Genomic DNA, 25642 nt, shown 5'->3' with positions numbered 1-25642 from the left:
GCCAGTGGTTGGAGCAGTTTAACGCTTTTGCATGAAATGAGTTTGCTCTTGAATGAGCCTTTGGGTGTATTCATGCTGAGGCGAAGTGAATAAGTCTGCGGTATTTGCTTTTTCTACCATACAGCCATTGTGAAGCACCATAATTTTATCGCTGATATGGCGGATAATATTTAAGTTATGCGATACAAATATATAAGATAAACCGAGTTCTTTTTGTAATTTTAACAATAAGTTAATGATTTGTGACCGAACAGATAAATCAAGCGCGGTTAATGCTTCATCGGCAATAATAATTTTGGGATTTAGCATTAATGCTCGCGCAACGGCAACACGCTGTTTTTGACCTTCTGATACCATATGGGGATAAAAATTAACGTGCTCAGGCAATAAACCAACCTTACGCAAAGTATCAATTACTTGCACCCGTCGCTCTTCAACGGTAAGGCTTGTACTAAACTTAAGTGGTTCATTCAGTAATTCACCAATGGTTAATCTTGGATTTAACGAGGTGTTTGGGTCTTGGAAAATCATTCTGATTAAGCGGCAACGTTGTTTTACATTACGTGACTCTAAGGCTTCACCTTCAAAAAAAATATCACCACTACTTCTTTGTTCTGCACCCACTAAAATACGCGCAAGGGTTGATTTTCCTGAGCCCACTTCACCGACAATTGCCAATGTTTCGCCTCGCCCAAGTTCAAAGGATACTGGTAATAGAGCATCATAATATTGTGGTACAAACCCTTTGTAACCCGTTAAGTATTGCTTACTCAGGTTGGTCACTTTAAGCAAAGGTGTTGTCATCGGCTTCTTGCTCATTTTTGTATGGAAAGTGGCAGGCAAATGCACGATCTTTAACGTGCTCTATTTTAGGCTGTTTGACACATTGTCGTTTAGCTTCAGGGCATCGAGGCCCTAATCTGCAACCTGCAGGGAGATTTTGAATTGAAGGAGATGATCCTTGCAGTGTTGGTAAATCAGATTTATGTCGCATTTTACCCGTGTAATCAGGTAAGTTCTTTAAAAGTGCACGGGTATACGGATGAAACGGACTCGCAACTATCTCATCTGTGGGGCCAGACTCCATCATTTGACCACCGTATAATACGGTTAAATGATCGCAATATTGGACTAATGTTTCAAGTTCATGGCTAACTAATAAAATCGACACATTTTGCAGCTGATTTAGTTGTGATAATAACCTAAATATCTGTGCCTGAGTATTTTGTTCCATCGAGTTTGTCGGTTCATCCGCAATTAATAACTTGGGGTGATTCGCAACCGCCATAGCTATCATGACTTTCTGGCATTCACCTTCTGATAATTCCCATGGATAGCACTTCATCAAGGATTTAGGGCTTTTGATGCCCACCTTATGTAACCATTTTTGCGCGTTTAGGTAGGTATCTTTGGCTCTACGCCAAAAAGGAACATTTTTGTTAGGTACCATAGCTTCAATTAATTGGCTACCGACGGTTTTTACCGGATCAAGACTGCCCGATGGGTCTTGAAAGATCATTGCCATATCGCTGCCCATTAAGCAGCGGCGCTCTTTGGCGGTTAATTCGAGTAAGTCTTTGCCATCAAACATCATTCTGTCAGCCATAACATACCAGTTAGTGCCTAAAATTCCTAAAATGGCTTTAGCTAATATACTTCGTCCTGAACCTGACTCTCCCACCAAACCATGAATTTCTCCAGGGTTCATGGTGAGACTGACCTTTTCTAAAACCGCCACTCTACCGTGGTCGGTATCGAGTTCTATTGTTAGGTTTCGAATATCGAGTAATGGCATAAATTAGTTTCTTATTGGTGCAATAGCGGATCGTAAACCGTCACCAACCAGGTTAACGGCAAGTACGCTGAATAATATAGCTACACCAGGAATGGTAACAGTCCAGGGCGCCAGTAATAAATTATCTAAGCCCTGTGCAATCATCGCGCCCCATTCTGGACTCGGTGCCTGGGCGCCAAGGTTTAAAAAACCTAACGCAGCAATGTCTAAAATGGCTGCCGAAATAGCCATAGTAATTTGAATAATAAGTACTTCCCATACATTTGGCATAATAACATACCAAAAAATTTGCAGATTATTAGCACCGTCAAGCCTAGCGGCAGTGACATATTCTTTTTGTAATTCTTCATGAACAGCCTGGTGGATTGTGCGAATAAACTGCGGCACCATAGCAATTCCAACCGCCCAGAATACGTTATAAAGTCCTGGGCCTATAACCGCGACCACTAATATGGCCATTAATAATGATGGAATAGATAAAAGAGCATCGAGTAAATGCCCTAAAATGCTAGACTTTAGCCCTCGCATCATGCCGGAAATCGAACCGATTAAAAATCCAAAAAACAATGCACAGCTTACAATTATAAGTGACATGCCGAACGTTAGCTGAACACCGTGTAAAATACGGCTGAATATGTCTCGTCCGAGATCGTCAGTGCCTAAAAAGTATTCCACGTGCCCTAATGGATCCCAAGAAGGGGGCAGTAATAAAATTTGTTGATTCTGCTCATTAACAGAATAAGGGGCAATAAAGGGGGCTAAAATAGTGAGTAATAATAAAAAACAAACCCCCCACAATCCAATAAGTGCAAATGGATTTTTAGAAAATGCTTTCCATACCCTACCAGCAGGGGTTGCAATATAGTCTTGCTTGTAAATCTTAATAGGAGGCATACAGTTCCTTTTTGCTCATTGGATTGATCACTGTATGGATAAATTCAATCAGTATGCTTAAAAAGATAATTAACAGTGAAACAGAAAATATACCTGCTTGAATGACGGTATAGTCACGTTGGTAAATACCTGATACTAACCAGCTACCTACTCCCGGCCATGAAAAAATAACTTCCACAACAATACCATAGCTCGCAAATGAGCCTAACATAATCCCGATACTTTTAAGCACAGGTATCATTGCATTTGGTAATGCGTGGCGAATAATAATTTTGAATGTGTGTAGGCCCCTAGCTTCAGCAGCACGAATATAGGTTTGATTCATCACATGTAACATTGCCTGATGCGTAATGCGCACTATTAAGGTAAAGGGCAAAACCGCAAGTGTAATAGCGGGCAAAATCAAGTGCATGATGGCATCGACAAAAGCTTGAAGCCGATAAGCGGAATCGGATAGCAAGGTATCAATTAACATGAAACCAGTGACCGGCTCAATTTGATAAAGTAAATTTATTTGCCCAGAGATAGGCAACCAGCCTAAATTTACGCCAAACCAAAGTGATAAGGTCAATCCAAGCCAAAATATCGGAGTGGAATAACCGGTCAAGGTAAGTCCTAATATACTACCCTGGACAAGTTTATTTTTGCTCAGCGCCGCAATAATTCCAATTGGTACGCCCAAAAATAATGCGATAGCGCCTGAGAATAGTGATAATTCAAATGATGCGGGTAGCACTGCTTTTAATTCGTCATAAACAGGCTGTTGTGAGTTTATGGAAATGCCCATATTGCCTGAAAAACGTTGTTGCACATAAGCGATAAATTGTCTTATATCATTACTATCTAATTTAAAGTCTTGGTATATTTGAACGAATTGTTGGTTAGTCGGCTGTTGAATACCGGTTAAAGCGTAGGTCTGATCTACGGGAAAAAGATGAGTGGCATAAAATAATACGGCCATCATAATCAAGGTTGTGGCTAAAAATAAACTGCTGCGTCTAAAAAAATATTGCCACATAATTATTTACTCTCTGGTGTTTTCTCAACTATTTTTGCAAATGCAATGCCGCCATAGGGCCTTACTTGCATTGAGGTTATAGTGTCTTTCTTTAAAATAACCTTCTGAGCATGCGCAATAGGAATAAGCGGAACTTGATCACTCAGTATGGCTTCAGCTGCTTGGTATATTGCCTTACGCGCTTCACGTTCAGTAGTATTTTGAGCACTGGTTAGTAAGTGGTCAAAATCTTTTTGGCACCATTTTGAACGGTTATTGTGCGATGCTAAAGCTGCGCAGCTAAGTAAAGGAGTAAAGAAGTTGTCAGGATCGCTATTATCTGCGTTCCATCCAATTAGCACAGAATCATAATCATCACGGATAAGTTTTTGTGTAAAGACACTCCAATCATATGAAACGATATTGATTTTGACGCCAATTTTAGCCAAATCAGCTTGAATTAATTCTGCTGTTTTAAGGGCGTTAGGGTTATAAACTCGCGCCACTGGCATTGCCCAGATATCAATCGATAATTTATCAATACCGGCTTCATTTAATAGTGCTTTAGCTTTTGCAGGATCATAGTTATTGGCATTGATATTATCAGAATATGCCCATGAAGCGGGCGGTAAAATCCCTTTTGCTTCTACTGCAATGCCATTATATACCACGTCTAAAATATTTTGTTTATCAATAGCGTGTGCCAGTGCGCGTCGGACCTTAATGTCATTTAAAGGTGGTTTTTGAGTGTTGAGCGCCCAAAATGCAACATTAAGCCCAGGTTTAATATCCACTTTGATATGCTTATGCTGGTCTATTACTGCTAACTCTCCAGCTTTAGGCAAGGCTGATACACTGCAGTCGCCGGTAATTAATTTGGTAATACGCGCAGTGCTTTTAGGTGTGATATCAAAAACTAAATGCTCAATGTCTGCCGCCGCTCCCCAATAATAAGGATGCCTGTTGTAACGAATGTACTCATTTTTGACATATTGATTTAATTGAAATGGGCCAGTGCCAATAGGCTGGAAATCTATCTGTTCGGGTTCTCCGTTTTTAAGCAACATGTCGCCATATTCTGCAGACAGTATCACCGCAAAGTCTGTTGCTAAATTGGATAAAAATGAAGCATCTTTACGATTCAAGTGGAAAACCACATGGTGGGAATCAATTTTTTCAATTGAGCCAATAAGTTTATCAAAACCGATGCTTTGAAAAAATGGATAACCGGTGCGACTAACGAAATGGTAAGGATGCTGCGAGTCAATAATGCGATTAAACGAGAACAAAACGTCGTCTGCATTGAACGTTCTTTGTGGTTTAAAGCGACTTGTTTGGTGAAATAAAACATCATTACGCAACACAAAAGTATAATTTAAACCATCATCACTAATGTGCCACTCAGTGGCTAACCCTGGCACAATATCACCCAGTTCAGGGTCGTAATTAACTAACCGACTGTATATTTGATGGGAAGTGGCGTCGATAGTTGTGCCTGAAGTGACAAGTTGAGGGTTAAAACTTTCTGGGTTACCTTCACTACAATATACCAGCCCTGGGGGAAGGGTTGCTTGACCACACGCACTGAGTACAAGTCCGCCAAGACATATAAACATATGCTGAATCTGTTGTCTTAAAGACATTGCCATAGCTAAATCGTATTTTATGAGTCTGAAGGGCTATTTTAGCAGTGTAAATATCTTGGGAGCAAACAAGTTATTAAATTGTTTTTTTTAGTTTTTATCTTTGCCCTTTAAATGGATATTGAATTAAAGGGCAAACAGAGAGTTTAGCTTCACAATAAGTTGTATTTTTTTAGAATCCCCCGTAATTGATGATAGCTAAGGCCTAAGTTTTCAGCGGTTTTCTTCTGATTAAACTGGCTTTCAGCTAAGGCTAATTGTAATAAGGTGACTTCTTGTTTTTCTGTGTACTCTTTAAAGTCGATAGGGAAGTTGATTGGAGGTAATTGTGTTTTTTGTCCATGATGGCTCTGTGAAGTTGATGACTCTATGGAAGGGCTCGCTTCTATACCCATCGACTCTGTGTTTATCTCATCGACATTATTCGAAATAACAGGCTGAATAAATGCCTGTTGACGCTCTTTGGTTTTAACACGAGTTTGGGGTCTATAAGGAGATGCGAATGGGTCAAGAATAATATGATCTATTTGCTGCCCCTCACTGCCTTCTCGATATACACTACGTTCAACCACGTTTTTAAGTTCTCGTATATTACCTGGCCAGGTATAACTTAATAATTGTTCAACAGCTAAAGGACTAAAACCGCCAAAATATTCTAGTTTGAGTTGCCTAGCCATACTGATGGCAAAGTATTCAGCTAAGTCCATAATATCTTCTGTACGACAACGCAGTGGTGGTAAAGTTATTACATCAAATGCTAATCGGTCTAATAAGTCTGCTCTAAATTCACCGGATTCAGCCAGTGCAGGTAAATCTTCATTTGCCGCACAGATTAAGCGCACATCGGTTTGCACCGTTTTACTGCCGCCCACACGTTCAAATTCACCGTATTCAATCACCCGTAATAATTTTTCTTGAACAAGCCCAGAAGTGTTTGCTAATTCATCTAAAAATAAGGTACCGCCGTCGGCCCGCTCAAAACGGCCTTCGTGTTTTCCTTTAGCCCCGGTAAATGCCCCAGATTCGTGACCAAAAAGTTCGCTTTCGAGTAAGTTTTCACTTAAAGAAGAGCAATTCAGTTTGATAAAACTCTGATCCCACCGACCGGAAAGATAATGTAGCCGCTCTGCGATTAGCTCTTTACCTGTGCCACGTTCACCAATAATAAGCACAGGTTTTGACAAAGGGGCTATTTTCGATACATGCTCTAATACTTCGAGTAACGCATTGGATTGACCGATAAGGTTATCTTGCTGAAATTGCTTATTCACAGTATTTTAGTCTTTTACGCTAATTATTGGTGAAAATCATAATAGATGGCTTAAGAGAATAAATAAAGAAAAACATCATTTTCACTTTAAGTATCTGAAAATAGAGTGTTTGTAAATGTTGGCACACATAATGTATTAGTCTATGCGACATCTACATATAACTTTGAGGAACACATTATGGGAATTTTCTCTCGCTTTGCTGATATCGTTAATTCAAACATCAGCGCAATACTTGATAAGGCCGAAGATCCAGAAAAAATGGTTCGCCTTATCATCCAGGAAATGGAAGATACAGTCGTAGAAGTGCGTTCTACTTCAGCAAAAGTGTTAGCTGAGAAAAAAGAACTACTTCGCCGTATTAGCCGAGTGCAAGAGCAAGTACAGGATTGGGAAGATAAAGCTGAATTAGCTATTTCAAAAGATCGTGAAGACTTAGCTAAAGCTGCGTTGGTTGAAAAGCAAAAAACAGCTGGTTTGCTGGCAACACTTGAAGCGGAATTAAAGGTTGTTGAAGAACACATTACTCGCTTGAAAGATGAAGTGGCGCAATTACAAGATAAGCTAACCGATGCGCGTGCCCGTCAAAAGACGATAATCATGCGTAAGCAAACAGCGACTTCTCGTTTAGAAGTTAAAAAGCAACTTGATTCAAGTAAAATTGATGATGCTATGATGAAGTTCGAACAATACGAGCGTCGTGTTGAAGGACTTGAAGCGCAAGTTGACGCTTATGATTTAGGCAAAAAATCGACCTTAGATGATGAGTTTGCCGCGCTTAAAGCTGAAGACTCAGTTAACGATGAGCTAGCTGCATTAAAAGCAAAGATGAAAGCGAAAAACCAACCTAAATCAAAAGTATAATAATTTTTCAGAGGTGAGTTATGGATATGGATCTTCTTATTGCACCAATTATCATCTTTTTGGTTATTGTGGCACCTATCTGGTTGGTTCTTCATTATCGCAGTAAGCGACAAGTGAGCCAGGGGCTCACTGAAGAAGAATTTAACCAACTAAATGATTTAATTGCTAAAGCGGAAAAAATGGGTGGTCGTATTCATACGCTTGAAGCAATTCTTGACAGTGAATCTCCAGAATGGAGGACCAAGCATGAATGAACCTAAAGCGCGAACCTTATATCGAATTCCCCAAACGGGTAAAATTGCAGGTGTATGTGCGGGGATTGCAGAGTATTTAAATTTTGAAGTGTGGTTGGTCAGAGTGGTCGCTGCATCAATATTTTTACTCGGTGGTAGCGGTGTAATCTTAGTCATTTATATCGCAATGTGGATGATTTTAGATGTAAAACCGCGAGTGCAACAGCACCAAGACAACCATAAAGACATTGAGCTTAAAAAGAAAGTTTGGCAAGCTGGCGAGCCAGCAAAACAGGCATTGTTTGATGTCAATCGACAGTTTTCAACATTGGAAGCTCGATTACAAAAGCTTGAACAACATGTTACTTCAGACACATTTGATTTGAAACGCCAAATCAATAGTCTGTAATCAAATCTAGGGCGGTTATCCGCCCTTATTTTATTTGGAATCAGCCATGAGTTTACTGGATCGATCGCTCAATAAAATAACTCAGTCAGCCCAATCTTTACTTCATCGCAGTACCGACCGACATGTTCGCTTAGCGGTAACGGGTTTATCTGGTGCGGGTAAAACAGCATTTATTACTGGATTGGTGAATCAGCTGCTACATGCTGGTGTGAACTTCGATAAAAATCCTTTACCTTTGTGGCAAGTTGCGCGTGACGGGCGTTTACTGGCGGTAAAGCGATCATTACAACCTGATCTTGATATCGCCAGTTTTGATTATCAAAGCGCAATGCAAGCTTTGGGTGAACAACCTCCGCTTTGGCCACCATCGACACGAAATATTACTGAACTGCGTCTAGCGATTAAGTATCGTCCAGAGCAAGGTGTGTTAGCTAAGCTAACTGACTCAGCGACTTTGATTGTTGATATTGTAGATTATCCTGGTGAGTGGCTGCTCGACTTACCTATGTTAAAACAAGATTTTACCGCCTGGTGCTTAAGTCAGCAGCAGGGCGTGAGTCGATTACAAAGCTCCCCTTCATATAGTGCATTTGCAAAACAAGTCACAGCACTCGATTTATCAGCCCCTGCAGATGAGCAAGTGTTAAAGCAAATAGCAGATGGCTATCAGCATCTTTTACAAGACATGGTGCATAAGCAGGGCTTTTATTTTGCTCAACCTGGAAGAATGCTATTGCCTGGTGAGTACGAAAATACCCCGCTGCTAACATTCTTTCCATTATTGTCATTATCGCCCGTTCAGCATGCTGAGCTGAGTCAGTCTGATCCCGCTAGTACTTATCAGGTGCTAAAAAAGCGCTACCAGCAATATGTAATTCAGGTGGTTAAACCATTTTATAAGGATCATTTTGCTAAGTTTGATCGCCAGGTTGTGTTGGTCGATTGCTTAAACGGTCTAAACCATGGCCAGAGCCAGTTCAATGATATGGGGTTGGCATTAAATAGTATTATGGAAAGTTTTCAGTTTGGGCAGTCGAGTTTACTAAAACGCCTGTTTTCGCCAAAAATTGATAAGGTGCTTTTTGCCGCAAGTCAGGTGGATCGTGTAACCCGAAGTCAACAAAGTCATATTTTGAGTCTATTAACTGACATGCTAAAACAAAGCCAGTATTTTGCTCGTTTTGAAGGTTGTGAAGTCGAAACCATGGCAGTTAGTGCGATTAAAGCGACTCAGCATGGGATGATTAATACAGCAGATGGCCAACAAGAAGTCATAAAAGGGCGCGATAAAACGGGAAAATTAATCACCCTTTACCCTGGTGATGTGCCCAGCCACTTACCTGATGCTGAGTTTTGGCGGCAACAGGGGTTTGGTTTTCCAACTTTTGCACCGCCTTATCAGGACTTTGTTTCTGGTAGCAGTGTTAATTCACAAGAGCGTCTTTATCCCCATATTCGTTTGGATCATTTATTAGAGTTTTTACTAGGCGATAAGCTTGCCTAATTAGTGAGTATTAATTGTATGGAACAGAGTAATACAATAAAACAGGCTAAAGTGTTTTCAGCACAAGACGTTGAAGAATCGACTGAAATGCAACATTCAGAGATTCGTTCAGTTCCAGCGTCAAAGTCTATTAAACCAGCAAAGTCTTTTGATCACGCCGATTTTATTGATGAATTGTCATCTATGTCGCAAGTTGACGCTGATAGCGATGAATTCAATCAAATGATGCCAGAGAGCGTACTGGATGAAGTGACAAAAGAGGCTAAAAAAACCACATCGTTGGTCGTTACTGGCAAAGCTATCTTTACTCGCTATTACACTGCTTGTCATAGTACAAACTGTGACGGGTTTGATTAGTGCCTTTGAGACAAGTCCATATCTATTTAGTTTCTACTCTATGGCACTGGCTGTGGTGATAAGTTGGGTAGCCATGATAAGTATCAAAGAGTGGCGTAAGTTAGCTGCACTAAAGCAGGTCAGTGTTGATCAAGACACAGGTTCACGATTAGCTGATAGCATGCAGATAGGGGAAGCTGAAGCTTACATTCAAACATTATTACAGCGTTATCCTGATAATAACGCCAAGCGTGCGTATTTATCCCAAGTCAGTGCGGAACACAATGATGCAGAAAAAGTGCTACTTTTTGATGACTTAGTCCTTAGCGAACGTGATGAACTTGCTAAGCAGTATGTTGCTCGATTTGCTGCAGAGTCGGCATTATTGCTGGCGGCTAGCCCTTTAGCTGCATTAGATATGGCGTTGATATTATGGCGAAATCAAGCAATGATTTCAAAAATTGCCAAGGTTTATGGCATTGAACTTGGCTATTGGAGCCGAATTAAACTCATTCGCTCGATTATTGTTAATATCATTTATGCTGGTACAGCTGAAGTGGCAACTGATTTAGGCACTCAACTATTATCGGTTGAGCTGACAGGCAAACTTTCCGCACGAGTCGCGCAGGGCTTAGGTGGTGGTTTGTTAACGGCAAGGTTGGGTTATCAGGCGATGAGCCTATGTCGACCAATTCAGTTCAATTCGAAGAATAAACCAAAATTAAGTAAAATACACCAACACTTATTGGCTGAGATAAAAGGGCTGACGATTGATGCATTGAGTCAGTCAAAAGCATTAAAAGAGCAGGTCATTAAGCAAAAAAACCAATAAATTAACAAGGTGATTTGTATGTTTTTTAATCTTAGTCTAGCCTTATTATCTGCTTTACTGATGAAGTAGATTATTGAGCCCGCCAGGGAATAGGGAAGTCGGCATATAGGCTCTGATTTTGGATAACAGGAGAACACCATGAAAATATCATCTTTTTGGCTTGCAGCTGTGATTGCGATAATGCTTTGTACCTTTGTTAATAATACAGCCTATGCAGCACAAGAAACAACGCCAAGCATAAAAGCTGCAACTGAATCTAGCGCTAAAATGACCGCTAAAGTCAATCTGAATAAAGCGGATGCAGCACAGTTGCAAACTCTTAATGGGATAGGCGAAGCAAAGGCTAAAGCAATCATCGAATATCGCAATAAAAATGGTAAGTTTACCGATATAAAACAGCTGACTCAGGTCAGTGGTATTGGTGAAAAACTATTAACTCAAAATGCAGACAGGTTGGCTATTTAACATTAGTCTAGTAATACACAAGGAAGCATTAAGCTTCCTTGTGTATTTAACAAAACCACTCTTTGAATATCTTGGCGACAAACCGTTATCGTTTTATATCTACCCTCAATTCGACTTATAAGATGCTTGTAATAAGCTAAATTCAACACGTTTAGCCTATTTCGTAGCAAACTTGCCATTTGTTTTAAATATAGCCTACATCGATACGTCAATAGCGAGTAAATTGCACCTCAATATAGCCCTATTAGCAAGTGCAATTAAAGTCACAAATCTGTTTATCAAGCGTTTAGTGTCTCGAGTTGAAGTTATCTAGTTTATTGTGCGTTTAAAGCTTCGCCATTGGTGTTAAGCGAATCATCACCCATTAAAAACACATAGGTTGGCATGATATCTTCTGGCGTTTTTAATGCTTGTGGATTTTCAGCCGGGTAAGCTTTTGCACGCATTTCAGTACGAGTAGCACCAGGGTTAATGCTGTTTACTCGTACTGAGGTGTTTTCACATTCATCTGCCAGAACTTGCATCATGCCTTCGGTAGCAAATTTTGAAAACGCATAGGGTCCCCAATAGGCACGACCTTTTCTGCCAACACCGCTTGATGTAAAGATGATAGAGGCATTTTTAGCTTTTCGCATTACAGGTAACAATGCTTTAGTCATAATCGCCGCTGCAGTCACATTCACTTTCATTATTTTTTCTAGTGATGTTAAGTCTATATGCTCAAACGGCCCAAGTGCGCCTAAGTGTGAAGCATTATGTAACAGGCCATCTAATTGCCCAAACTGTTCAGCAATGGTGTCGGCCATATCGAGATAATGTTGCTCAGTAGCGCCGTTTAAATCTAAAGGTACTATCGCAGGATTTGGTGAACCCTGTGCCACTATCTCATCGTATACTTTTTCAAGTTTTTTAACGGTTTTACCCAGTAGTATTACCGTGGCACCATGTGCAGCGAATGTTAATGCCGCTACGCGACCAATGCCATCACCAGCACCTGTAACCAATATTATTTTATTACTAAGGAGATCTTTTTTAGCTTGATATTCCAACATGATTCATTAATTCCTTGGGACGGAACTGCCCGTCAAATCTACAATCGAACAAAACATAAACGACTGTTTTAAACAAATGACTGATATTTGTATGTCAAACAGTCAATAGTGTGTAATAAACTTGTAGCTAACTCTATATATTTACGTTAACTTGAGACTAGCTAAGGACTAAAATAAGTCCTTATGGTCACAGGATTGGACTATTGTGACCAATTTTTGGGGAAAACAAAATTATTACAACAAGATTTGGGGAAAAAAGATGAAAAGACTCATTTTGGGTGTTGCTATTGCATCTGCTCTAGGACTAACCGGTTGTTCAGAAGAAAGCTTCAATGAAGCAAGAGAAACAGCAACTCCATTAGTACCTGTTTCACATATGCAATTTGATCCAGCTAACGGCAAGGTACCATTACCAAACGATTTACTCTTCAGTGGCACGACAGACGGCACATTAAGTATTCCAGGTGAAGATGGTATTGATTATGTCAATCCACAGCTTGCATTAGGTGCCCTAGATGGTTGGTCAACCTCATCTCCTATTACTATTACTGTTGACCTTGCCAATGACTTAGATGGCAATAAATTAACACTGGATGCTGCTTCTGTATTTCAGCCAGGTGCCGTAAGAGTATTTGAAGCAACGGTTGGCGGGGCATTATCAAGCGACCCAGAATGTAAGGCAGCCGCTTCAGTATCTGCATGTAAAGTAGGTGAAGAATTATCATTTGGCGTAGATTTCGTTTCTAAGGCTTCTGGTAATAAAGTTGCCATTGTGCCACTTAAGCCACTTAAAGCCGGCCAGTCATATATTTATGCGACAACTGACCTGATTCAAGATTCACTTGGGCGTGGTATTGCACCTTCAACAACCTATGGTTTGCTGAAATTAGACATTGATGTTAATCCTTTAGCAACACCTCAACAATTACAACTACAAGGATTAGTAAACAGTTATGAAAAAGGTATGGCTGAAGCACACGGTGTTGATGCAGAAACCATTAGTTTCTCAGGTTTATTTACCACTCAATCGGTAAAAGATGTATATGAAACGACCAAGCTACTTATGGCGGCTCGAGCACCGTATATGCCTTCGTTCGTTCAAACTCCTACTCCTATGCCTAATGGTGCTGGTGGTGTGGTGACAGTTGCACAAGCAGCAGGATTAACACCTGCAGACGGTGCCGCTTATGTGGTTTCTAGTTTAGCGGATGTGTATACCGCGAGCATTAAGTTGCCAATGTATGGAAGCTGTTCATCAAGTGCTTGCTTAAGCCCACAAGGTGCGCCGTTAATTAATGGCCGTTGGTTTGCCCAAGGCGATAGCCCTGTATCAGTCTTATTAGCGGTTCAAGCTGGCAAGATGAGTCAAGCTAACTTTGCCCAGCAAGCTATTGGTTTTGGTATCGACCCAAGTGCTGCACTTGCTAATCCTGCTTTGCTAGCTGGCTACCCTTGGATGTTAGATGACGGTACTGTTGCCGATCCAACTAAACATTTAACTAAGTTCAATCCTATTCCGAAAATCATGAGTTATGAAACGGTACCTGTATTGATTGCAATCCCAAATGCTGCGAAAGTTGCAGCATTTCAAGCATCTCAAGGTTTGACCTTTATGCCGCCAACGAACGGCTGGCCAACTAACATTGCATTGCATGGTTTAGGTGGTGGTAAAGAGATGGCCTTAGCCTACGCAGGTTCTTACGCTGCAATGGGTATTGCTACAATTGCGATTGATATGCCATTGCATGGCGCCCGATCATTCGATGCCAATGGTGACGGCAAGTATGAAGTGTCGGCAACTGACCCATCTTACGGTGTGGTAGTTGGCAAACCTGATGCATTCAAAAATGGCAGCCCATTAGTATTTGTCAATATTGGTAGTACATTAACTGTGCGCGATAACTTCCGCCAAGCGACGATGGATCATCTAGCGCTGCGTTTATTGCTTACTGGTATGTACTCACAAATTGCCCAAGCGGGTGGTCAGCAAGTATTCGATATAAGCAAAATCAGTGCACAAGGTTTAAGCCTTGGTGGCATTGTAGGCACAACGTTCTCAACTTACGCAAGTACAGGCTTAGTTGATCCAGCATCTGGCACACAATTACCTAATGCTTATGGAATAACAGCATCTTCACTAGTTGCTCCAGCAGGCGGTTTAGCAGGGGCTTTTGCTGGCTCAGCAGCCTTTGGTCCAGTATTGTTTGATAGTATTAGTAAGTCAGATACCTTTATGGCGTTGGTTAATGCTGCTAATAAAGTACCTGGTTATGAAGTGGGCTCACCAGAATATGCCGCATTAGTTCAAGCGGTTTATGCTGAGTTTCTTCCGACTTTTGCATTTGCTGTTCAAACAGCTGTAGACAGTGCGGATCCAATTAACCATGGTGCTAAATTAGCTGCAACAGGGTTACCGGTTCATTTAATTGAAGTGGTTGGCGATGGCGCTGGTAATCTATCAGACCAAACTTTACCTAATGCGGTTGCTGGTTTTCCGCTTTCAGGTACAGAGCCATTAATTACTTCTCTTGGTTTAGGTTGTGCGGATTCAACAGCTGCGGGTTCTGCTGCGGTTCGCTTCTCTAAAGGACATCACAGTTCGATTGTGAGCCCACGTGAGACAGCAGCAACTGATGGCATGGCAGCGCAAGCTACTGCTGAAATGCAATCTCAAGTAGCCATGTTTGCTCGTACTGCAGCATTAGGTTCTGCAACTGTATTAATTTCTAATTCTGATGTGATTCAGTCTTGTAATTAATCATGACAATTTAGTCTTTTGATTGTTTAAAAACCCAGCAGAAGCTGGGTTTTTTATTGTTTGTTTCTCAGTAGATGTTGGTAAACTAGGTTAATATTTTTTTTCGGAGTAAATTTTGAATTTTTTAATTGAGTACGGCATGTTTTTGGCTAAAGCGGTCACTATAGTGATTGCCATCGTGTCTGTCGTTGTTGTTGTTATCGCCAGCGGAATGAAAAATAAAACCGATAAAGGCGAGCTAATACTGACAGATTTAAGCGATGAGTTATTGCAATTAAAACATGATTTGAAACACGAGTTATTGTCTAAGAAACAACTTAAAGCTTACGAGAAAAAGGTTAAAGCAGAAGATAAAGCAGCCGACAAAAACGAGCAACCAATTAAAAAGGTTTATGTTCTAGACTTTAAAGGCAGTATTGATGCCGGCGAAGTTGCGTCATTGCGTGAGGAAATTACTGCTATCTTGATCATTGCTGAAGAGGGTGATCAAGTATTAGTCAATGTAGAAAGTGGTGGTGGGATGGTTCATGGCTACGGCTTAGCATCAAGTCAATTAGACCGTTTACGCCAAGCCAATATCCCATTTACTGTTTGTATTGACAAGGTCGCAGCCAGCGGTGGTTATATGATGGCATGCGTAGCCAACAAAATAGTTGCTGCCCCGTTTGCTATTGTGGGTTCTATTGGTGTAGTAGCGCAATTACCTAACTTTAGTCGTTTGCTTAAAAAACATGAAATTGATTATGAGCAACATACCGCAGGCAACTTCAAACGGACGTTAACAGTGTTTGGTGAGAATACCGATGAAGGACGAGAAAAGTTCCAACAAGAACTAGAAGAAACCCATGTATTATTCAAACAGTTTGTTGGTCATTATCGTCCAGCGTTAGATTTAGATAAAGTGGCTACTGGTGAGCACTGGTATGGTAAACAGGCGATAGAATTAGGTTTGGTTGACGAAATTGCTACCAGCGATGATATCGTGTTGCTGCTAGCCAAAGATCATCAAGTTTACAAGCTTAAGTACCAAATGAAGAAAAAACTGGCTGATAAAATTGCCCACGGTGCATCGTTATCTGTTAACAGTGTAGTTAATAAGCTGACAGAGCTTAATCGGCCTATATAGTTAGATGCTAGAGAGCATGGCGTAAAGTTTAAATAAGGCGGTTATAACGTAAATTTAATGGTGGGAGTTCTATGTTATCCCACTTTTCAATTACGTAATCTTTTGTTGTTTACCCAGCAATAATTTGGTGATGAATTGGTGCAAACCGTTTGTCAGCAAATTGGTGTGGGAATGGTGGCGTTAGCTGCTAGCCAATTCACTTCAGTGGTTTGGTTTTTACACTCACCATCTTCACTGGGCAGATTCACCACCGGCGGTGTGATGATTGGCTGCGTAATCTTTAAGGGGGGGCAGTTTCACTACTTCCGTCACTGCAGCCGTATAAACAGTCAGAGCAATTATCAAAGCTGAAATAAGCCTCTAATTATTTAATGACTGCTGTCGCCACTAATGTTGGCATAAGCCAAGTCAATTTCTTGTTGAACATATCATCTCCTGCTTTTGATTATTGATATTGATATTGGTTTGATTGAGCAAACTACGACGTTTTTTGCCGTATGCCATCCAACATGCCTTGTTTGGCGGTTGTTAATCAACATGAAATCTTGCCATAATTATTTAACATTCTATTTTAAAGTCTTAAAAACAAAAACGGCAGCCTAAGCTGCCGTTTTAAACGTTGGTTCAATACTTTGACAGTAATGTTATTTTTTAAGCCTTGTAACTTAAATGCTGATGGAAGCGTAAAATAACATCAATGTGTTCTTTATCGATGTCAAATTCATTCGTAAAGCTGCGAACAGCATCTTCAACTTGATTCATGAATCGACCAAAGCCTTCATCATTCGAGTCATTTTTACCTGCAACAATCACGAATCGAATAGCTTCAACTAATTTTTGGTCGTCCCAGTGCAATATTGGTGCAGGGGCGTCGGCGTTAGGATCAAAGCCAACCATTTGAAATTCAGCTGTGTTATTCAAACGCTCAAACTTACTATTACGTACTAGTGGCAATTTACCGTTTGCGACCATTGCCACACGAAATAGTTGGCTATTTTTAGTTGCTGCAATAAATTTATCAGCAACATTTTGATAGCTAGGACCAAAGTTGGTCATGTTTTCAGAAAGTAATTGCTTTTTGATACGACGACCGACAGGAATGCTGACCGTGACATAATTAAGCGCACTGACATCTTCTGGTAGATTACATTCACGGCGTTTATAGCGGTTATCTACCGCACGTAGTTTGTAGCCATAGGTTTCTTTAATGCCTTTATTTTTAGCAAAGAAATCGTATGAAATATGCTGATGGTCACGTACTTTAATTTTAATATCTTTAACTGGTAGCAAAGGTTTAATTTCAGCTAGAAACTTTTGTACGTTGGCATGGAAGGTTGCAGAGTTACTGCGCAGTTCAGTACCCGTTGCTAAAAACACAATTTTAAGTTTTTTGGCTCTATGACCGGCAATACTGTGCAAACGGTTTGCTTCGTGATGAGCAGGGTTATAGAAAAAACGCAGTTGCTCTTCAGTTGACAGGCAATATGATTCACTATGGAAACGCACCATAGGTAGTTTGTCTGTGGCAATCACATGAACATTAAACAACTCATGTTTTTCGGCTACCTGATAAACTAGTTTACTGAATTCGTGGTAGCAAGTGTCTACATCGGCATATTCAGCTAAGAAAGCATCAGTTAATGGAAAGCCTACCGAAATATATTGGTTTTTGCGTGTTGCGGTAGGTAGGTATACTTTTTTTGACGACTGACGGACATAATTTTTCCTTTTAGTCTTGTTAGGTCTTATTGTAAATATTGTTTGAGTAATAATATTGATTTAGCGTTTTAAACAAATCCTTGTAATTACATTCTAAAGATTAAATCTTAAAATAATATGACTTTTTGTTATTTTATGTTGAATATATTTAACCAGGATCACATTTTTAGCGCATCAATGATCCAAGGCTTCATCCATTGCGTAATAACCGGCTGGGCTTCTACGTTAGGATGGATTCCGTCGCGTTGCATCAGTGCTGGGTTGGGGGCAATTTGTTGCATGAAAAATGGAATAAGCCCGATATCATAGTCTTCAGCAAGTTGACTAAAAACATCGTTGAACATTTTGCTATAACGTGGTCCGTAATTGGGTGGCACCATGACTTCTGTTAGTAAAACTTTTGCGCCTGCTTGTTGTGACAGATCAATGATTTTTGTAAGATTTGATTTCAGTTGTACTGGTGGAAATCCACGTAATCCATCGTTACCACCTAGTTCAATGACAACCAGGTCAAATTGCATCGATTCCAGTAAACTCGGGAGCCGCCTTGCTCCCCCTGCGGAAGTTTCACCACTGACTGAACCATTAATGATAGTGTGTTCCGGGAGCTCATTACTTAACAATTGTACCCAACCTTGACCTTCTTCCATGCCATAACCTGCACTTAAGCTATCACCTAGTATCAAAATCGTGGCAGCATAGCTGGTAGAAGAAAGTGAAACAATAATAATTAGCGTCGTAAGACTGCGCTTAATAGCTAATTTAAAGAAGGATCCTATGTTGACAAATTTTGCTAAAGATTCTAGTGCCATTACAGTAACTAACCTCATAAAAACGGTGGTAACTCAAGAAGGTGAACTGACTATCCTCAAGGGCATCAACATGGATGTCAAGCAAGGAGACAGCGTTGCAATATTAGGACCCTCTGGCTCGGGAAAGTCAACATTACTTGGTTTGTTGGCCGCATTAGATACGCCAACATCTGGAGAGATATTACTCGATGGCGCGGCATTATCAGGTTTAAATGAAGAGCAAAAGGCAGCCCTAAGAAAGCGCAAAGTCAGTTTTGTTTTTCAGTCGTTTATGTTGGTCGATACTTTGACTGCGCTTGAAAACGTAATGTTACCCGCTGAGCTTGCAGGGGTAAAAGATGCCAGGCAAAAAGCACAAAACATGCTTGAACGTGTAGGATTATCCCATAGATTAACCCATTTACCGAAACAGTTGTCTGGTGGTGAGCAGCAGCGCGTTGCCATTGCAAGGGCCTTTATCTGCGAACCTAAAGTACTATTTGCCGATGAACCAACCGGAAACTTAGACAGCGTTAACGGTGATAAAATTGCCGATATGTTGTTTGAACTTAATCAAGAAAGTGATACAACTTTAGTATTGGTTACCCATGACCTGCAGCTTGCAAAACGCTGTAAACGTCAATTTGTGATGGATAATGGCCTGTTGACCGAGCCAAATGCGTCCGTCGCTAATACCAATGCACCTCAATTTGAAGTAAACGGGGAGGCGCACTAATGGAATGGCAGTTAGCATGGCGTTTATTCAAACGTGAACTAGCGCAGGGGCAGTTGCTGCTTATCGTACTGGCTATCACCTTAGCCGTGTTATCCGTCAGTGGCCTTGCCCGAGTAAGTGAACGCTTACAAGTTGCTATCAATGGTGAAGCGGCAACGTTTATTGCAGCCGATAGAAGTATTGATTCACCGGTTGAAGTTGATCAAAAGGTACTGCTTATAGCTGATGAGTTAAAGCTGAATCATGTGACTAATATGCAGTTTAACTCCATGGTCTATGCTGGTGACAAGTTTCAGCTAGTCACCATAAAAGCGGTCGGAGAGGGTTATCCTTTAAAAGGGAAAGTGGAGTTATCTACCGGTGAAACTTCACTGTTACCGGCTAAAGGCCAGGCCTGGTTTGAAAACCGTTTAGGTGGACTGTTAGGTTATCCCAAGTCATTAGAATTAGGTAATAGTGATCTGCTGTTATCTGCCGAAATAAGTCGTTTACCCGATGGTGGCTTTAACCCATTTGCCTCTGCGCCTGTATTGTTAATGCGCCTTGATGATGTAGACGCTACCGGCATTATTCAACCCGGTAGCCGTGTGAGCTACATATACCAATTCACCGGTGATGCAGATGCATTAGTTGCCTTTGAAGAGCAAGCAAAGCCACTATTGAACAACAGCCAGCGCTGGATAGATGTGCAATCCGGTGACTCACCAATTGCCTCGGCAGTTAAACGAGCGGAGCGTTTTTTATTATTAGCCAGTTTACTCGGCATTGCATTAGCGTGTGCCGCAATCGGTATTGCTGCGCAGCGTTATTGTCAGCGCCATTATGATGTCGTTGCCATGCTAAAAACCTTCGGCGCATCGGCAAAGCAAATTAGATTGTTATTTGGCTTTCACCTTATGTTGGTGACCTTGCTGGGTATAGCGTTAGGTTTATTCGGTGGAGTATTACTTGATTTAGCCATTACCCAGTTTTTACCTCCTGAGATAGCGGCTTATTCACCGCCTTATCTGCGGCCACTATTGCTGGGGATGTCAACGGGCTTGATCAGCGCCTTTATGTTCTCGGCTTATCCGTTAATGCGATTATTGGCAATTCCACCTTTGCGAGTATTACAACGTCAACTTGAAGGGCTGCAATTTGGCATGTGGTTGCATTTGTTACTCAGCTTAGGTGCTATGGCACTGTTAGGCTACTTATACTCTCGTAGTCTCGCCCTAACCATGACGGTGGTGCTCACGGTACTATTACTCGGTGCATTATTGAGCATACTGGGTTTTGTGATGATCCGCATGGGGCATAGTGTGGGCATGAAAACCACTAATCCACTGCAATTAGCATTGGCTGGTCTTCGTCGCCGAGCGAGACAAAATGCAGTGCAACTGGTTGGTTTTAGTAGCGCCTTGGTATTATTGCTGACTATTTTAGCACTAAGACAAGATTTGCTTAATGAATGGCAAAAGCAGCTTCCAGAAGATGCGCCTAATTACTTTTTAGTCAATATTGCGCCGGAAGACAGCCAACCATTACAGCAGTTTTTAGATGATAACCGGATTCAGGCAACCGATATCTATCCTGTGATTCGTGGACGTTTAACCCACATTAATGATGAAGAGTTGATTTCGGGTGAGCAAGAACGTGCCGGTATTGCTGGGCGAGTGGGTATTTCTCGAGAATTGAATCTGACCTATCGTGATACTTTACCGCCTAATAATCCAATAGTCGAAGGGGTGTTTAACCAGGCTGATGACGAAGTGTCTGTTGAATCTGGTGTGGCAGAACGGTTAGGGCTAGCGTTGAATGACACTATGACATTTAATATTGATAACCAGTCGTTTACCGTAAAAGCGACCAGTATACGTAAGGTGCAGTGGGAAACTTTGCAGCCTAATTTCTTTATGATTTTTAGGCCTAAAGCCTTAGCGCCTTTTTCGTATACTTCAATGGCCAGCTTTCACTTAAACGACCAGGACTTAAAGGCGCAAGGCAGCGAATTAACCGCCAATGCTGTGGTGCTACAGTTGATCCAGCAGTTTCCGACTATTTCAGTGATTGATGTTGGCGCTATGGTTGGACAATTACGGCAAATTATTGATCAAGTGTCGTTATCGCTAACCTTAGTACTGGTATTAGTCTTACTTGCCAGTGCGTTAGTGTTAATAGCACAAACCGAAGCGGGAATGGCAACAAGGCAGCGCGAACTAGCAGTATTAAGAACCTTTGGCGCATCGGGTTGGTTACTGCGCGCAGCAACGGGACTTGAGTTTGCTTTACTCGGTGCAATAGCGGGGTTCTTAGCTGTGATTGTTGCTGAGTTTGCCCTTTATATGCTTAAAACCCAAGTATTTGAACTTGTGGTTTATATGCATTGGGAGTGGTGGGTTATTGCGCCAATATCGGGTGCGTTAGTGGTAGCATTATTGGGTGTCTGGCGTTGTCGTCAATTACTCAATCAATCATGCAGTGAACTATTGAAAGCGGGTTAGACATAAAAAGGGAGAGGCTAACTTCTCCCTTTTTCATTAGGTAACGTATCTGTACTTTTTGATTAATTCACATTGCTGTTACTGATGTTAATCACTGACGTTAATAATGGGGTGAGTTATTCAATTAGCCATTTTGTTTACGGTGTATTAAGTGAGTTATAAATAGGGTATAAGCATGGATAAATATCAAATTTCAGTGAATACCTTTGATAAGTTAGCGCAGCAATATCAAGATAAATACATGAATTTTGAATCTTATGCGGATACTTACGATACTTTATGTTCATTACTGAAATCGTTACCTCAATGCAGTACTAAAACGAGGGTGTTAGATGTGGCTTGTGGTCCAGGTAATATCACTCGTTTTTTACTGGATAAACTGCCTAATATAGATATATTAGCAACTGATTTAGCCCCCAATATGGTGATGCTGGCACAACAAAATAATCCGACGGCACGTTTTGCAGTAATGGACAGTCGCCAGCTTTCTAGGGTAAACACTTTGTTTAAAGTGCCGGGGCATGAATCGCGCCAGTTTGATGCCATTGTTTGTGGCTTTGGTTTACCTTATTTAGACAAAAATGATGTCACTAAACTGATTAAAGATATGGCTGGATTATTAAAGGCTGGAGGTTTGGTTTATATCAGTACGATGGAAGATGATGTCAATAAATCAGGTTTTCAAACGTCTAGTAGCGGCGATCAAGTTTACATTCATTATTATCAAGGTTCATTTCTGGTCGAGCTGTTAGAACAGTATGGTTTTGATATTATTGAATTGCAGCGCAAACAGTTTCAACCTGAAGGCAGAGATCCCACTGTCGATTTGTTCATTTTTGCCAGATATTCACCGCAAAATTAATTTAAGTCTATTTAATGGATTTCAATGCCATTCATTTTTTGCAATCTTACGACACACAGTGAATAATCGGCGCTTTAGCGTTTATAGTATTTTTATTTGAAGGTTTTTAATACGATGAAATTTAGTCCGTTGGTCGATGAACTGATCCAATCACTGCGCATTTTACCTGGCGTCGGCCCTAAATCGGCTCAACGTATGGCATTTCAATTATTAGAGCGTGAAAGAAAGGCAGGTATTAAGCTTGCTGAGTCATTACAAAAAGCCATGTCTGAAGTCGGTCACTGTCAGCGTTGCCGCACGTTTACCGAGCAAGACCTTTGTCCTATTTGCGCCAGTCATAAACGTGGTAATGCGGAAATAATATGCGTAGTCGAAACCGCAGCAGATGTGCTTGCCATTGAAGCAGGCGGCCACTTTAACGGCCGATATTTTGTATTGTTAGGCCATTTATCACCTTTGGATGGCATTGGCCCAGAAGAGCTAGGCTTAGCCTTACTTGAACAGCAGTTATCTTCCGATGACGTGCAAGAGCTTATTCTCGCTACTAATCCAACCGTTGAAGGTGATGCTACCGCCCATTTTATCGCTGATATGGCCCGCCGTCATAATGTGATCATTAGTCGTATTGCCCATGGTGTACCAGTCGGCGGCGAATTAGAGTATGTAGATAGCACCACATTAGCCTTATCTTTTAATGGTCGTATTAAACTATAATCACGACTTAAACCTCCTCCACAGTCCTGCGAATACATTTGCCATCATTGACAGTCAGTTGATGATGGCTTAAAAAAACAGCAAAAAAATCATTACCCCTTGAAAAGTGATCACCAAGCCCCATCTCTTGTATAACGAAACATTAAAGAGTGGTGACTTTTGCTGGGTGATATCAATTTTATCTGCCAAATGTCATCGTTTATGTAAAAAGTAATATCAAGGGAATTATTCATGTCACAACAAGAAACACATGGCTTTCAAACCGAAGTTAAACAATTACTGCATTTGATGATCCACTCTCTGTATTCAAACAAAGAGATTTTCTTACGTGAATTAGTTTCAAATGCGGCCGATGCAGCGGATAAATTACGCTATTTAGCGCTAAGCAATGATGATTTATATGAAGGTGACGGCGACCTTCGAGTTCGCGTCAGTACCGATAAAGAAAAAGGCACTGTCACTATTTCTGATAATGGTATCGGTATGACACGTGATGGTGTTATCGAACATTTAGGCACAATTGCTAAGTCAGGTACCAAAGAGTTTTTCAGCCATTTATCAGGTGAAGCGTCTAAAGATTCACAATTGATTGGTCAATTTGGTGTCGGTTTTTACTCTGCATTCATCGTCGCGAAAAAAGTGACCGTGCGCACTCGCGCTGCGGGCAAGCCAGCCAGTGAAGGCGTGTTGTGGGAATCGGCTGGTGAAGGCGATTTTACCGTAGATAACATCACTAAAAATACCCGTGGTACTGAAATCACCTTACATTTACGTGATGAAGAAACTGAATTTGCTGACGATTATCGTCTGCGCTCAATCATCACCAAGTATTCTGATCATATCTCTGTACCTGTGCAAATGTTTGAAGCAGGTCAACCTGAATCAGACGGCCCAGATGGTGAGAAAATTCTAGCTACTGAAGGTTCTTGGAAACTGATGAACAAAGCCACCGCGCTTTGGACCCGTAACAAAGCGGATATTTCAGATGAAGAATACCAAGAGTTTTATAAGCATATTTCACACGATTACAGCGACGCACTAAAGTGGGCGCATAACCGTGTTGAAGGTAAGCAAGAGTACACTAGCTTATTATATATCCCGGCAAAAGCGCCGTTTGATATGTTTAACCGTGATCAAAAACATGGCTTAAAGTTATTTGTACAACGCGTATTCGTTATGGATGACGCAGAACAGTTTATGCCAACCTATTTACGCTTTGTAAAAGGGTTAATTGATTCAAATGACCTACCACTTAACGTGTCTCGTGAAATTTTACAAGACAACAAAGTGACCCAAACATTGCGTCAGGCACTAACGAAACGTGCTTTAGGCATGCTTGAAAAAATTGCTAAAGATGATGCTGAGCAATATCAATCTTTCTGGGCTGAATTTGGTCAAGTATTGAAAGAAGGTCCAGCAGAAGATTATGCTAACCGTGAGCGTATTGCCGGTTTGCTACGTTTTGCTTCAACCAATGACAATAGCGCTGCAACCACTGTGTCATTAGAAGACTATATTGGCCGCATGAAAGAAGGCCAAGAAAAGATTTATTACATAGTGGCAGACAGCCATGACGCAGCGGTAAATAGCCCTCATCTTGAATTACTGCGTAAAAAAGGCATTGAAGCATTACTGATGTCTGAGCGTATTGATGAATGGTTAATTAACCACTTAACTGAATTTAAAGGCAAGCAACTGCATTCAGTAACCAAAGGTGATTTAGAGCTAGGTTCATTAGAAGATGAAGCTGACAAAGAAGCACAAGAAAAAGTTGCCGAAGAAGCTAAAGGCTTAGTTGAGCGCATTAAAGCGGCGTTAGACGGTAAAGTGTCTGATGTTAAAGTGACGTCACGCTTAACTGATACTCCAGCTTGTGTGGTCACCGGTGAAGGCGAAATGTCGACCCAAATGATTAAATTGATGCAAGCGGCGGGTCAACCTGTTCCTGATTCAAAGCCAACATTTGAGATTAACCCAAGCCATCCTTTAGTTGAGCGTTTGAGCAATGAACAAGATGAGCAATTGTTTGCAAATTGGTCTAACTTGTTACTACAACAAGCCCAGCTATCAGAAAAGGGCAGCTTAGCCGACCCTTCAGCGTTCATTAAATTAATGAACCAAATGTTAATGTCGAGCTTTAAGTAATACTAAGCGGATAAAA

At 41.0% G+C, this 25642-nt stretch carries 21 protein-coding genes and 1 pseudogene; 13 read left to right on the top strand and 9 right to left on the bottom strand.

Annotated elements, in window-relative coordinates; all coding sequences use genetic code 11:
• Window positions 1-18: 18 nt before the first annotated feature.
• The 6 genes from ACRWP9_RS14705 to pspF form a co-directional block, all read right to left on the bottom strand.
• Window positions 19-804 (bottom strand): peptide ABC transporter ATP-binding protein, encoded by a 786-nt coding sequence (locus ACRWP9_RS14705; protein WP_434926624.1) that lies wholly within the window; start codon window positions 802-804, stop codon window positions 19-21.
• The gene (locus ACRWP9_RS14700; protein ID WP_434926623.1) at window positions 785-1795 is read right to left on the bottom strand and encodes an oligopeptide/dipeptide ABC transporter ATP-binding protein; all 1011 of its coding nucleotides are present in this window, start codon (window positions 1793-1795) and stop codon (window positions 785-787) included. The genes ACRWP9_RS14705 and ACRWP9_RS14700 overlap by 20 nt, the downstream gene beginning before the upstream one ends.
• A 3-nt stretch (window positions 1796-1798) precedes the next feature.
• The gene (locus ACRWP9_RS14695; protein ID WP_434926622.1) at window positions 1799-2689 is read right to left on the bottom strand and encodes an ABC transporter permease subunit; all 891 of its coding nucleotides are present in this window, start codon (window positions 2687-2689) and stop codon (window positions 1799-1801) included.
• On the bottom strand, window positions 2676-3707 hold the full coding sequence (locus ACRWP9_RS14690) for an ABC transporter permease subunit (protein ID WP_434926621.1): 1032 nt from the start codon (window positions 3705-3707) through the stop codon (window positions 2676-2678). Before ACRWP9_RS14690 ends, ACRWP9_RS14695 begins: the two co-directional genes overlap by 14 nt.
• A 2-nt stretch (window positions 3708-3709) precedes the next feature.
• The gene (locus ACRWP9_RS14685; RefSeq protein ID WP_434926620.1) at window positions 3710-5335 is read right to left on the bottom strand and encodes an ABC transporter substrate-binding protein; all 1626 of its coding nucleotides are present in this window, start codon (window positions 5333-5335) and stop codon (window positions 3710-3712) included.
• A gap of 146 nt (window positions 5336-5481) precedes the next feature.
• Window positions 5482-6600, bottom strand: a complete 1119-nt coding sequence (gene pspF / locus ACRWP9_RS14680; protein WP_434926619.1) for a phage shock protein operon transcriptional activator — start codon at window positions 6598-6600, stop codon at window positions 5482-5484.
• 177 nt (window positions 6601-6777) lie between these two features.
• On the opposite strand from pspF, the gene pspA reads away from it, so the two are divergent.
• The 6 genes and pseudogenes from pspA to ACRWP9_RS14650 all read left to right on the top strand — a co-directional run bounded on the left by pspA (window position 6778) and on the right by ACRWP9_RS14650 (window position 11240).
• Window positions 6778-7461 carry a phage shock protein PspA gene (gene pspA / locus ACRWP9_RS14675; protein ID WP_434926618.1) on the top strand — a complete coding sequence of 228 codons (684 nt, stop codon included), beginning with the start codon at window positions 6778-6780 and terminating at the stop codon, window positions 7459-7461.
• A 20-nt stretch (window positions 7462-7481) separates the two neighbouring features.
• Entirely contained in the window at window positions 7482-7715 is a 234-nt protein-coding gene (pspB, locus tag ACRWP9_RS14670) for an envelope stress response membrane protein PspB (RefSeq protein ID WP_235089213.1), read from the top strand.
• Window positions 7708-8103: an envelope stress response membrane protein PspC gene (gene pspC, locus ACRWP9_RS14665; RefSeq protein ID WP_434926617.1), complete on the top strand. Its 396-nt coding sequence runs from the start codon at window positions 7708-7710 to the stop codon at window positions 8101-8103. The genes pspB and pspC overlap by 8 nt, the downstream gene beginning before the upstream one ends.
• 46 nt (window positions 8104-8149) lie before the next feature.
• Window positions 8150-9607, top strand: a complete 1458-nt coding sequence (locus ACRWP9_RS14660) for a YcjX family protein (RefSeq protein WP_434926616.1) — start codon at window positions 8150-8152, stop codon at window positions 9605-9607.
• A gap of 9 nt (window positions 9608-9616) precedes the next feature.
• Window positions 9617-10775, top strand: a pseudogene (locus ACRWP9_RS14655) (TIGR01620 family protein).
• A gap of 138 nt (window positions 10776-10913) precedes the next feature.
• Window positions 10914-11240: a ComEA family DNA-binding protein gene (locus ACRWP9_RS14650; RefSeq protein ID WP_434926615.1), complete on the top strand. Its 327-nt coding sequence runs from the start codon at window positions 10914-10916 to the stop codon at window positions 11238-11240.
• A gap of 314 nt (window positions 11241-11554) precedes the next feature.
• On the opposite strand, the gene ACRWP9_RS14645 is transcribed toward ACRWP9_RS14650, so the two are convergent.
• A complete protein-coding gene (locus ACRWP9_RS14645) occupies window positions 11555-12292 on the bottom strand; it encodes a YciK family oxidoreductase (protein ID WP_434926614.1) in 738 nt (245 codons plus the stop codon).
• 259 nt (window positions 12293-12551) lie between these two features.
• On the opposite strand from ACRWP9_RS14645, the gene ACRWP9_RS14640 reads away from it, so the two are divergent.
• The gene (locus ACRWP9_RS14640) at window positions 12552-15050 is read left to right on the top strand and encodes a VolA/Pla-1 family phospholipase (protein WP_434926613.1); all 2499 of its coding nucleotides are present in this window, start codon (window positions 12552-12554) and stop codon (window positions 15048-15050) included.
• Between the two features lie 115 nt (window positions 15051-15165).
• On the top strand, window positions 15166-16176 hold the full coding sequence (gene sohB / locus ACRWP9_RS14635; protein WP_434926612.1) for a protease SohB: 1011 nt from the start codon (window positions 15166-15168) through the stop codon (window positions 16174-16176).
• A 651-nt stretch (window positions 16177-16827) separates the two neighbouring features.
• Here sohB and ACRWP9_RS14630 read toward each other — a convergent pair.
• On the bottom strand, window positions 16828-17925 hold the full coding sequence (locus ACRWP9_RS14630; protein WP_434929084.1) for a DUF3083 family protein: 1098 nt from the start codon (window positions 17923-17925) through the stop codon (window positions 16828-16830).
• A gap of 128 nt (window positions 17926-18053) precedes the next feature.
• Window positions 18054-18707 (bottom strand): arylesterase, encoded by a 654-nt coding sequence (locus ACRWP9_RS14625; protein WP_434926611.1) that lies wholly within the window; start codon window positions 18705-18707, stop codon window positions 18054-18056.
• Between ACRWP9_RS14625 and ACRWP9_RS14620 the strand changes: the two genes are divergently transcribed.
• From ACRWP9_RS14620 to htpG, 5 genes are all read left to right on the top strand, one after another.
• Window positions 18673-19422 (top strand): ABC transporter ATP-binding protein, encoded by a 750-nt coding sequence (locus ACRWP9_RS14620; RefSeq protein ID WP_434926610.1) that lies wholly within the window; start codon window positions 18673-18675, stop codon window positions 19420-19422. The two genes, ACRWP9_RS14625 and ACRWP9_RS14620, sit on opposite strands and share 35 nt — an antisense overlap.
• Window positions 19422-21905 carry an ABC transporter permease gene (locus tag ACRWP9_RS14615; RefSeq protein WP_434926608.1) on the top strand — a complete coding sequence of 828 codons (2484 nt, stop codon included), beginning with the start codon at window positions 19422-19424 and terminating at the stop codon, window positions 21903-21905. The genes ACRWP9_RS14620 and ACRWP9_RS14615 overlap by 1 nt, the downstream gene beginning before the upstream one ends.
• A gap of 175 nt (window positions 21906-22080) precedes the next feature.
• Window positions 22081-22767, top strand: a complete 687-nt coding sequence (locus ACRWP9_RS14610; RefSeq protein ID WP_226414621.1) for a class I SAM-dependent methyltransferase — start codon at window positions 22081-22083, stop codon at window positions 22765-22767.
• A 114-nt stretch (window positions 22768-22881) separates the two neighbouring features.
• A complete protein-coding gene (recR, locus tag ACRWP9_RS14605; protein WP_434926607.1) occupies window positions 22882-23481 on the top strand; it encodes a recombination mediator RecR in 600 nt (199 codons plus the stop codon).
• Window positions 23482-23712: 231 nt separating this feature from the next.
• Window positions 23713-25626, top strand: a complete 1914-nt coding sequence (gene htpG / locus ACRWP9_RS14600) for a molecular chaperone HtpG (RefSeq protein WP_434926606.1) — start codon at window positions 23713-23715, stop codon at window positions 25624-25626.
• The last annotated feature ends 16 nt before the right edge of the window (window positions 25627-25642 follow it).

Source organism: Shewanella sp. HL-SH2, from assembly GCF_051164935.1.
Classification (GTDB): Bacteria; Pseudomonadota; Gammaproteobacteria; order Enterobacterales; family Shewanellaceae; genus Shewanella; species Shewanella glacialimarina.
Note: the sequence above shows the minus strand (reverse complement) of the source record. Positions and strands in the feature narration are given on the sequence as shown.